The 9840-nt window shown below is 66.9% G+C and carries 14 protein-coding genes; 4 read left to right on the top strand and 10 right to left on the bottom strand.

Annotated features, from left to right (window positions below; translation table 11 throughout):
* The 3 genes from EYW49_RS05455 to tam all read left to right on the top strand — a co-directional run.
* Nucleotides 1-248, top strand: a 248-nt coding sequence (locus EYW49_RS05455; protein ID WP_206365391.1) for a transposase, incomplete at its 5' end; no start/stop codon positions are given.
* 14 nt (nucleotides 249-262) lie between these two features.
* Nucleotides 263-865 carry a hypothetical protein gene (locus tag EYW49_RS05450; protein WP_131306996.1) on the top strand — a complete coding sequence of 201 codons (603 nt, stop codon included), beginning with the start codon at nucleotides 263-265 and terminating at the stop codon, nucleotides 863-865.
* Between the two features lie 13 nt (nucleotides 866-878).
* Nucleotides 879-1652 (top strand): trans-aconitate 2-methyltransferase, encoded by a 774-nt coding sequence (tam, locus tag EYW49_RS05445; RefSeq protein WP_131306994.1) that lies wholly within the window; start codon nucleotides 879-881, stop codon nucleotides 1650-1652.
* Between the two features lie 4 nt (nucleotides 1653-1656).
* On the opposite strand, the gene EYW49_RS05440 is transcribed toward tam, so the two are convergent.
* The 9 genes from EYW49_RS05440 to EYW49_RS05400 all read right to left on the bottom strand — a co-directional run bounded on the left by EYW49_RS05440 (nucleotide 1657) and on the right by EYW49_RS05400 (nucleotide 6826).
* Nucleotides 1657-2427, bottom strand: a complete 771-nt coding sequence (locus tag EYW49_RS05440) for a bestrophin-like domain (protein ID WP_131306992.1) — start codon at nucleotides 2425-2427, stop codon at nucleotides 1657-1659.
* Nucleotides 2428-2446: 19 nt separating this feature from the next.
* Nucleotides 2447-2833, bottom strand: a complete 387-nt coding sequence (locus EYW49_RS05435) for a RidA family protein (RefSeq protein ID WP_131306989.1) — start codon at nucleotides 2831-2833, stop codon at nucleotides 2447-2449.
* Between the two features lie 17 nt (nucleotides 2834-2850).
* Entirely contained in the window at nucleotides 2851-3477 is a 627-nt protein-coding gene (locus EYW49_RS05430; protein WP_131306987.1) for a LysE family translocator, read from the bottom strand.
* Between the two features lie 76 nt (nucleotides 3478-3553).
* Nucleotides 3554-4159, bottom strand: a complete 606-nt coding sequence (leuD, locus tag EYW49_RS05425; RefSeq protein ID WP_131306985.1) for a 3-isopropylmalate dehydratase small subunit — start codon at nucleotides 4157-4159, stop codon at nucleotides 3554-3556.
* On the bottom strand, nucleotides 4138-4728 hold the full coding sequence (locus EYW49_RS05420; RefSeq protein WP_206365390.1) for a shikimate kinase: 591 nt from the start codon (nucleotides 4726-4728) through the stop codon (nucleotides 4138-4140). Before EYW49_RS05420 ends, leuD begins: the two co-directional genes overlap by 22 nt.
* Nucleotides 4729-4741: 13 nt before the next feature.
* Nucleotides 4742-5167, bottom strand: coding sequence for a metallopeptidase family protein (locus EYW49_RS05415; protein WP_131306983.1), 426 nt, complete (start codon nucleotides 5165-5167; stop codon nucleotides 4742-4744).
* Nucleotides 5164-5877, bottom strand: coding sequence for a ferredoxin (locus tag EYW49_RS05410; RefSeq protein ID WP_131306981.1), 714 nt, complete (start codon nucleotides 5875-5877; stop codon nucleotides 5164-5166). The genes EYW49_RS05415 and EYW49_RS05410 overlap by 4 nt, the downstream gene beginning before the upstream one ends.
* A gap of 4 nt (nucleotides 5878-5881) precedes the next feature.
* Nucleotides 5882-6166, bottom strand: coding sequence for a hypothetical protein (locus EYW49_RS05405; protein ID WP_228259503.1), 285 nt, complete (start codon nucleotides 6164-6166; stop codon nucleotides 5882-5884).
* 123 nt (nucleotides 6167-6289) lie between these two features.
* Entirely contained in the window at nucleotides 6290-6826 is a 537-nt protein-coding gene (locus EYW49_RS05400) for a L,D-transpeptidase (RefSeq protein ID WP_131306979.1), read from the bottom strand.
* A gap of 250 nt (nucleotides 6827-7076) precedes the next feature.
* Here EYW49_RS05400 and EYW49_RS05395 point away from each other — a divergent pair, with 250 nt between their 5' ends.
* Entirely contained in the window at nucleotides 7077-7640 is a 564-nt protein-coding gene (locus EYW49_RS05395; protein ID WP_131306977.1) for a flavin reductase family protein, read from the top strand.
* Nucleotides 7641-7715: 75 nt separating this feature from the next.
* Here the strand turns inward: EYW49_RS05395 and acs are convergent, their stop codons facing one another.
* The gene (gene acs / locus EYW49_RS05390; RefSeq protein WP_131306975.1) at nucleotides 7716-9656 is read right to left on the bottom strand and encodes an acetate--CoA ligase; all 1941 of its coding nucleotides are present in this window, start codon (nucleotides 9654-9656) and stop codon (nucleotides 7716-7718) included.
* Between the last annotated feature and the right edge of the window lie 184 nt (nucleotides 9657-9840).

Below are 9840 nucleotides of genomic sequence, written 5' to 3'. Positions count from 1 at the left end.
ATATCCGAGAGGAGATGGAGGCTCGTGGCGTCACACCGATGATCCCGATGCGGCGAAGCCGCAAGATCCAGATCCCCGTCGATGACCACGTCTATGCCCTGCGAAACAGGATCGAGCGCTGCTTCAACAAGCTGAAGAACTTCCGCCGCCTCGCCACCCGCTACGACAAGACCGCCGACAGCTACCTCGGCTTCGTCCTCATCGCTGCTGTCCGCCTATGGACGCGCGTATTCGTCAACAGGACCTAAATATCGAGAAACTCATGGCATTACCGAGGGAAAGTTATTCACACGAATTACGCGATATAAAATCGAAAATTGAAGGAATGAATATTCATGAAATTAAAGAATTACCGAATTTAAGGCAAAGTGATTTTGCAACAATTGGTATTGTTATACAATCATTTTGCTTTATTGATTTAAATATAAGAAGAGTGCATGAATCTATTAAATTATTAAATAACGATAATAGTAAATCAAAAAATCGAGACGTTTCAGACTTACTAAAATATATCGAAACTGCTACAATTAACAATACTGACGCTATGAATATTATCTTTGAAGTAAAATCATTGTGTCGATATTTTGAATCGGTCCGACCCTATCGAAATGCTTTTGCTCATTTAGCAATGAAATTAAATAATGAAATGAACGAGTACGTTTTCCTTACTAAGGATAACAAAGATTCATTAGAGTCGACTGGACGAATAACAAATACGTATGAGCTGATATTTGGAATATGCCGAATTAGCGATATAGAAATTATGATTCGCGATCTCCTTCCAAGACAAGAGCGGTTGGCTTCCGCTGTAATAGCATTACATAAAATTACTTCTGAGAAGGCGGAGAATCGGAACTCTCGATAAGGGTAGAAATCGCATGTCCGACTGGAACCCCGCCCTCTACGCCCGCTTCGCCGACGAACGCGCCCGCCCGGTGCTCGATCTGCTGGCGCGCGTGCCGCTCGACGGACCCCGCACAGTCGTCGATCTCGGCTGCGGGGCCGGGGCGTCGACCGCACCGCTCATCGCGCGCTGGCCGGACGCCGACATTCTCGGCATCGACACCTCGCCGGCGATGCTGGCGACGGCCCGCGACGCCGTTCCCGGTGCGCGCTTCGCGCTCGCCGACGTCGCGACTTTCGTGCCCGACGAACCGGTCGATCTCCTGTTCTCCAACGCCACGCTGCAGTGGCTGCCCGATCACGCGACCCTGCTGCCGCGGCTGATGGGCCTGTTGGCGCCGGGCGGGGTGCTGGCGGTGCAGATCCCCGACAATCTCGACGAGCCGAGCCATGCCTCGATGCGTGAAGTCGCGGCGGAGGCGCCGTTTGCGGCGATCCTCGCCGAGGCCCAGGCGGCCCGCGCGCCGCTCCCCACCTTCGAAGCCCTCTACGATACGCTGGCGCCGGCCGCCTCCCGCATCGAGATCTGGCGGACGACCTATGTCCACCCGCTCGCCGGTCTCGAAAAGATTGGCGAAATGCTCGGCTCGACCGGCCTGAAGCCGTTCCTCGATCCGCTCGACGCGGCGGCTCGAACGGCCTTCCTCGCCCGCTGGACGGCTCGGATCGCCGCCGCCTATCCGCCGACGGCGGACGGCCGGGTGCTGTTCCGCTTCCCCCGACGCTTCTTCGTCGCGGTGGCGCGCTGATCGGTCAACCGTGCCGCAGCGCCTCGACCAGCGGTGCCGGGGCGATGCTGGTTTCGCCCCGGAACGGCGCATCGAGAATCAGAATCAGCGCGATGCACATGCCGATCGCCGCGAAATGGATGCCGACCAGCGAGCGGGTCAGCGTCGTCGGGCGATGACGGCCGTTCATCACCATCGCGCCGAACAGAAAGCCGCCGATCAGCAGCCAGAACACCTTGGGAATCGATCGCGTCGCGTTTTCGTAGCGCGCGATGCGGGAGAGTTCGAGCCGGTCGTGGTGGACCAGCAGATTGCCGCGCGCGCCCTCCTGGGCCGGCACGGTCCGCAATGCGCCGCGCAGATCGTCGAGGATCGCCTGCGCCCGCGGCGACAGGCTCGGTTGCGACATCGCCAAGCGCGGCCATTCGTCCTCGGCCACCGTTGCGACGTAGCGCGCCAACAGAGCCCGGGTCGGCGTCGCCCAGGCGATGTCGTGCTCGCCGATCTCCCGATCGAAAGCGGCGATGTTCATCGCTTCTCGCGACACCGCGTCGTCGGCCTTGCCGAAATTGCCGCGCACGTCGGCGACCGAGATCGCCAGCATGAAGGCGATGAAGGCCAGAAGGCTGGAATGGACGAGGTCCAACAACTTGGCGGACCGTTCGACCTCGTCGACGCGCGGCGCGAAGAACAGGCGGGAGGCGAGTTCGGCGACGATCAGCGCCGTCATGACCGACAGGCCGGCGATCACCAGGAGCACCTGGAGATCGCTGGCAGAGGCGAGAAACTGCGACACCCGGCGATTCCCTCTTCGCTCACGCCCTGCGCTTGGCGGTGACCTCGATCTCGATCTTCATCTCCGGCTTGACCAGACCGCAGACGATCATCGTCGCGGCCGGGCGGACGTCGGCGAAGAACTCGCCGACGATCGGGAAGACCACGTCCATCATCGCCGCGTCGGTGACGTAATAGGTGGCGCGGACCACGTCGGCGAGCTCGAACTCGGCTTCCTTCAGCGCCTTGGCGATGGTCGCCATGGCGTTGCGGGTCTGCGCCTCGACGCTCTCGGGCATGGCCATCGCCGCATAGTCGTAGCCGGTGGTGCCGGAGACCCAGCACCACTCGCCCTGGGCGACGGCACGGGAATAGCCGGCGACCTTCTCGAAGGGCGATCCGGTGGAGATCAGGGTGCGCTTGGCCATGGGATATCCTCTCGGGTTCACGGGCTCGCCGGACGGCGGGCGAAGAGCAGGGCGAGGCCGGCGGCGACCAGGGCCGCGCCGGACAGGCGGTTGACCAGACCGAGCCCGCGCGGGCTGCGGGTCAGCCGGCCGAGGTGGGCGCCGGCGAAGGCATAGAGCGCTACCGCGATCAGTTCGAGGCCGAGCGCGACGCCGCCGAGCGTCAGGATCTGGGCGAAGGCCGGGCGGCTGGCGTCGACGAAGGGGGCGAAGAAGGCGGTGAACACCAGCATCGCCTTGGGATTGGTGATCGCGGTCCAGAACTCGCGGGCCGCCAGGGGCCGCAGACGGCCGTCACCGGAGACCCCGGCGAGATCGCCGGCGCCGGCGCGGATCATCTGGACGCCGAGCCACAGCAGATAGGCGGCGCCGACCCATTTCAGCGCCGCGAAGAGTTCGGCGGAGGCCGCGAGCGCCGCGCCGAGGCCGATCGCTGCGGCCAGCACGAAGCCGGCGAAGGGCGGAAAGCGCCCGGCCGAGGCGATCAGCGCGGTCGAAAATCCCCAGCGCGCGGCATGGGTCATCGCCAGGACGTTGTTCGGCCCGGGGAACATGTTGAGCGCGAAGGCGGCGGGCACGAAGATCGCCCAGGTGTCGAGGGTCATGGCGCCGATTCCGGGTGAGATGCGGACGCGACCGGCGGTCGCGCCCTCCGGGGACCGCGATCGCCGACCGAAGGCCTCACGCCCAGGGGCGGGCGGTGGCCGCGGTGGTCTCGTAGGCCGCGATGGCGTCGGCCTTCTCGAGGGTCAGGCCGATGTCGTCGAGGCCTTCGAGCAGGCAGTGACGACGGAACGGATCGACGTCGAAATGCACCGTGCCGCCGTCGGGACCGCGGATCTCCTGGGCGACCAGATCGACCGTGACGGTGGCGTTGGCGCCGCGGGCGGCGTCGTCCATCAGTTTGGCGAGATCTTCGGGGCTGACGCGGATCGGCAGAATGCCGTTCTTGAAGCAGTTGTTGTAGAAGATGTCGGCGAAGCTGGTCGAGATCACGCAGCGGATGCCGTAGTCGAGCAGCGCCCAGGGGGCGTGTTCGCGCGACGAGCCGCAGCCGAAGTTGTCGCCGGCGACCAGGATCTGCGACTTGCGCCAGGCCGGCTGGTTGAGCACGAACTCCGGCTTCTCGCTGCCGTCCTCTTCGAAGCGGAGTTCGTAGAAGAGACCGCGGGCGAGGCCGGTGCGCTCGATCGTCTTCAGGAACTGCTTGGGGATGATCATGTCCGTGTCGATGTTGACGATCGGCAGGGGGGCGGCCACGCCGGTCAGCGTCGTGAACTTGTCCATGGGTCTTCTCCGAGGCTCTTTCCGGCCTCATAGCGCGTTTCCGCGTCGGAACAAAGCCCTCTCGCGTGGGAGGCGTCGCGGCCCGAGTCGAGACCGAGGGCGCCGAGGATCCGCTCGACGCAGGTCTCGGGCGGCATCGCCGCGGTGTCGACGACCAGATCGGCGAAGGCCGGCGCGGCATGGCCGTCCGCATACATCTCGAGGATCCGCCGCCGCTCGCGCTCCGACAGCCGCCGCGCACCGCGATCGGTGAGTGCCACGGCGAGCGGCGGCGCCAGCGCGACGGTGAGGAACCGCGCCCCGCGCGCGGCCGCGACGGCGCGAAGGCGCCGGTGTTCGGCGGCGTCGAGCGGATAGGCGACGACCAGATGGCACGCCCGGGTGGTGGCGATCTGGGCTTCGATGCGGGCGAGCGCCGCGGCGATGCGCACCGCCAGAGGCGCGTCGTCGGGGGCGTCGTGATCGTCGCCGTCGATGAACACGGCGTCGGCGAGCCGCGCGGCCAGCGCCGCGCCGAGCGTCGACTTGCCGGCGTTGATCGGGCCGCAGAGGTGGACGACGGTGGTCATGCGGCGCGCGCGCTCAGTCGTGGTCGCCGGCCCGGCGTTCGATCGCCTCCATGTCGTCGTCGGAGAAGCCGAAGTGATGGCCGATCTCGTGGATCAGGACGTGGGTGACGATGGTCTCGAGCGTCTCGCCGTTCTCCGCCCACCAGTCGAGGATCGGCCGGCGGTAGAGCCAGATGCGGTTGGGCATCTGGCCGGTGGCGGCGACGGCGCCGCGCTGGGGCAGGCCGGTGCCCTGGAACAGACCGAGGATGTCGAAGGGCGATTCGAGGTCCATCTCCTCGACCACCTCGTCGTCGGGGAACTCGGCGACGGCGATGGTGACGTCGCCGGTCAGCCGCCGGAATTCGGGCGGCAGCGCCGCATGGGCGGCGGCGGCGAGGGCCTCGAAGGTGTCGAGGTCGGGGGCCTCGAGGTGGGCCCAGTCGACGGCGGCGATCATGTCGGGTCCTCGAACGGGGGTGCGGCGCGGAAGGCGCGCATCAGGAAGCGGATCTGGGCGGGGGCATAGACGTGGTCGCGGCCGACCGGGCAGGCACGCCGGGCCCGGCAGCCGTCGTCGCGGCAGGAAGCCCCCATGGGGTCCTCGAGATGGGCGCGGCAGCGCGCCACCGCATAAGTCGCGCCGTCGAAGGCGGCGACCGGGCAGGCGGTGAGACACGGCCGATCGCGGCAGGCGTCGCAAGGCGAGACGCCCGCGACGATCGGTTCGTCGAGGGGCTCGGCCAGGGCGAGGGCGCCGCGAAAACTCTGCCACAGACCGACGTCCGGATCGATCGTGAGGCCGAGGGGAGACGGAAAGCTGCGGCCGCCACGCGCCGCCCAGGCCTGGAACGGCCTCCACGGCGGGCCGTCGAAGGGATAGAGGGCGCGACCGCCGAGGCGGGCGGCGAGGGCGTCGATCACCCGGCGCGACCAGCGGTCGAGGGGATCGGGGCGATCGTCGCCGGCTTCCGGCGAAGCGGCGAAGGCGTCCCAGCCCCGGCGGCCGCGCCAGCCGACGATCAACAGCGTGGCGATCGGGCGGCCGTCGGCGAGCGGTGCCAGCCGGTCGTCCGGTCGGGCGGGCAGGCGGGCGCAGAGCGCGAGGCCGACGTCGGCGATCGCCGGGACGGCGCGGGGGAGCAGCGAGGCGAGCGGAGCGGTGGGCACGGCGTCACCTCGGCCCGTAGGTCAGGACGAGATGGGCGATCAGCGCCAGAACCGCGAGAAGGGCCAAGCCGCGGCTGATGCGGCGGCCCCAGATCTCGACCGGGTCGGCGGGATCGGCGTCGGCGCCGGCGAAATGGCCGCCGAGCCGTTCGCCGGCGTGGCGCAGGGTGCGGGCGAAGCCCGAGGTGCCGAGCACTTCGCCGTCGCGGACCACGCCGGCCAGCGCCGCGTCGGCGGCGCGGCGACGCTCCGCCTCGATCTCGTCGCGCCTGTTGGTCGATCGGCCCATCGCTTCGCCCTCTCGTCTTCGAAGATGGGCGGCGCACGGCGCCGACGCAAGGCCCGCGGCGGTCGCGAAACGACGACGGCCGGCGCGAGGCCGGCCGTCGAGGGCTTCGAACGCGAGGGTACGTCAGCGCGTCACGACCACCGGAGTGCCGATGCGGACCTTGTCGTAGAGGTCGACGACGTCCTCGTTGAACATGCGGATGCAGCCGTAGGAGGCGCGGGTGCCGATCGAATCGCGCCGATTGGTGCCGTGGATGGCGTATTCGGTGCCCGACAGCAGCATGGCGCGCGGCCCCAGCGGGTTGTGCGGCCCGGGCGGCACCAGATCGGGCAGGTTCGGCTTGTCGCGCTTGACCTCGGCCGGCGGACCCCAGATCGGGTTGACTTCCATGCGGCCGACGGTGGTGGCGCCGGCCCATTCCTTGCCGGGCATGCCGACGGCGATCGGATAGCGGATCGCCCGGCCGTCGCCGATCACGTAGTAGAGCCGCCGCTCGGTGGTGCGGACCACGATCGTGCCGGCCGACAGGCCGCCGTCGAAGGCCACGACTTCGCGCCCCAGGCTCTGCGCCGATCCCTTGGCCGCCACCGGCGACGCGGCGAGGGCCGCGACGGCGAGCGCGCCGGCCATCGCCGTGGCGAGTCTTCCCATCGATGTCATCGAACATCTCCCTCGATCGACGCGACGATCACGTCTTCGGAAGAAAAGATCCGATAAATTTCTTGAAATATTGCAAGGATACGTGGTGTTCGAATGGTGTCGCGAGATGGTTACTGGCGTATTGACGCGTGAGCCGACATGTCGCGGCGGTCGATCGTCGCAGCGCTGCTTCTCCGTCGACTCGCCGCCGGAATCGGCGCTCAGGCTGTCGCTGCGACGCCCGATCGAGACGCCGCCGAGGGAGACGACGATGACGCGACATCCCGTGAAACACGATTTTCCGCCGAGCCGGGTGCGCCGCTTCTTGGAGCCCGGGCCGATCGTGCTGGTCTCGTCGCGATGGCAGGGCAAGACCAACATCATGACGCTCGGCTGGCACACCGTCCTGGAGTTCACGCCGTCGCTGGTCGGGCTGATGATCTCGGCCGGCAACCACAGCTTCCACATGATCCGCGCCAGCCGCGAATGCGTGATCAATCTGCCGACCACGGAGTTGGTCGACACGGTGGTCGGAATCGGCAACTGCAGCGGGGCGCAAGTCGACAAGTTCGCGACCTTCGGCCTGACCGCGGAGCCCGCCGACGCGGTCGGCGCGCCGCTGATCGCCGAGTGTCACGCCGCCTTCGAATGCCGGCTGTTCGACGACCTGATGGTCGATCGCTACAATTTCTTCGTGTTCGAGGTGGTCAAGGCCCATGTGGCGGCGAAGCCCGAGCATCCCGAGACGCTGCACTACACCGGCGACGGGGTGTTCCTGCGCTCCGGCGCGCCCCTCGACAAGCGCGCCCTGTTCCGGCCGGAGATGCTCGGCTGAGGCGGGCGGCGGCCCCTCGAAACGCGAAAGGCCCCGCCGGGGCGGGGCCTTTCTGGTTCGTGCCGTCGGCGCCGCTCAGTGGCGGTTCTGGCGGTGTTCGATCAGATCGTCGACCACCGTCGGATCGGCGAGCGTCGAAGTGTCGCCGAGGCTGTCGAAGGAGTCTTCGGCGATCTTGCGCAGGATGCGGCGCATGATCTTGCCCGAGCGGGTCTTGGGCAGGCCGGGCGAGAACTGGATCAGATCGGGCGAGGCGATCGGACCGATCTCCTTGCGGACCCAGGCCACCAGTTCCTTGCGCAGCACCTCGGTCGGCTCCTCGCCGGTCATCAGGGTGACATAGGCGTAGATGCCCTGGCCCTTGAGATCGTGCGGGTAGCCGACCACCGCGGCTTCGGCGACCTTCGGGTGGGCGACCAGCGCCGACTCGACTTCCGCCGTACCCATGCGATGGCCCGAGACGTTGATGACGTCGTCGACGCGGCCGGTGATCCAGTAGTAGCCGTCGGCGTCGCGGCGGCAGCCGTCGCCGGTGAAGTACATGCCCTTGTAGGCCGAGAAATAGGTCTGCACGAAGCGCTCGTGATCGCCGAACACGGTGCGCATCATGCCCGGCCAGGCGTCGGTGATGACGAGATTGCCTTCGGTCGCGCCCTCGAGGATCTTGCCCTCGGCGTCGACGATCGCCGGCTGCACGCCGAAGAACGGTCGGGTCGCCGAACCCGGCTTCAGCGCGGTGGCGCCGGGCAGCGGGGTGATCAGGATGCCGCCGGTTTCCGTCTGCCACCAGGTGTCGACGATCGGGCAGCGGCCCTCGCCGACCACGTTGTGATACCACATCCAGGCTTCCGGATTGATCGGCTCGCCGACCGACCCGAGGATGCGCAGCGACTTGCGCGAGGTCTTCTGCACCAGCGCCTCGCCGGCGCCCATCAGCGAGCGGATGGCGGTCGGGGCGGTGTAGAAGATGTTGACCTGGTGCTTGTCGACCACGTCCCAGAAGCGCGAGGCGGTCGGGTAGGTCGGGATGCCTTCGAACATCAGCGTCGTGGCGCCATTGGCGAGCGGCCCGTAGACGATGTAGCTGTGGCCGGTGACCCAACCGACGTCGGCGGTGCACCAGTAGATCTCACCGGGGTGATAGTCGAACACGTACTGGTGGGTCAGCGAGGCATAGACCAGATAGCCGCCGGTGGTGTGGAGCACGCCCTTGGGCTGGCCGGTCGAGCCGGAGGTAAACAGGATGAACAGCGGATCTTCGGCGTTCATCGCCAGCGGCGGGCAGTCGGTCGAGACCTTGGCGGCTTCGACGTCGTAATAGTGGTCGCGGCCTTCGGTCATGGCGACGGCGCCGCCGGTGCGGCGGACCACCAGAACCGAGGTCACCACCGGCAGCTTGGCGACGGCGGCATCGACGTTGGCCTTGAGCGGCACCTTGCGGCCGCCGCGCAGACCCTCGTCGGCGGTGATCACCACGGCGGAAGCGCAGCCTTCGATGCGGGCGCCGAGGCTGTCGGGCGAGAAGCCGCCGAAGACGATCGAATGGACCGCGCCGATGCGGGCGCAGGCGAGCATCGCGTAGGCCGCTTCCGGGATCATCGGCAGATAGAGGGTGACGCGGTCGCCCTTCTTCACGCCATGGGCCTTCAGCACGTTGGCGAAGCGCGAGACCTCGTCCTTGAGTTCGGCGTAGGTGATCTTCTTGGAGTCGCCCGGATCGTCGCCTTCCCAGATGATCGCCACCTTGTCGGGGGTGGCGGCGGCATGGCGGTCGACGCAGTTGGCGGAGACGTTGAGCTCGCCGTCCTCGAACCACTTGATCGACACGTTGTGGGGATCGAAGCTGGTGTGCTTGACCTTGGTGAAGGGCTTGATCCAATCGAGCCGCCCGGCCTGCTCGCCCCAGAACCCGTTCGGATCGCTCACCGAGCGGGCATACATCTCTTCGTACTTCGCCTGGTCGACGAGGGCGTTCGCCGCGATCTGCGGCGGCACCGGGAACACGTTCTCGGACATGTGGTCACCTCCCCTGGATGTCGTTCGATTCGACGGGTCTTCGCGCTCGTCGTTCCTCCCCGGGACGGCGAGCGACCGGTCGCTCTTCAGGCGCGCATTATGCGACATCCGGTCTCAGCGTCCACTCGCCGGCCGGCAGACTTTGGTCGAGAGAGGCTGGCGAAAAGGCATTTGTTGCCATGAT

It is taken from the genome of Siculibacillus lacustris (assembly GCF_004328075.1).
Lineage (GTDB): Bacteria > Pseudomonadota > Alphaproteobacteria > Rhizobiales > Ancalomicrobiaceae > Siculibacillus > Siculibacillus lacustris.
Note: the sequence above shows the minus strand (reverse complement) of the source record. Positions and strands in the feature narration are given on the sequence as shown.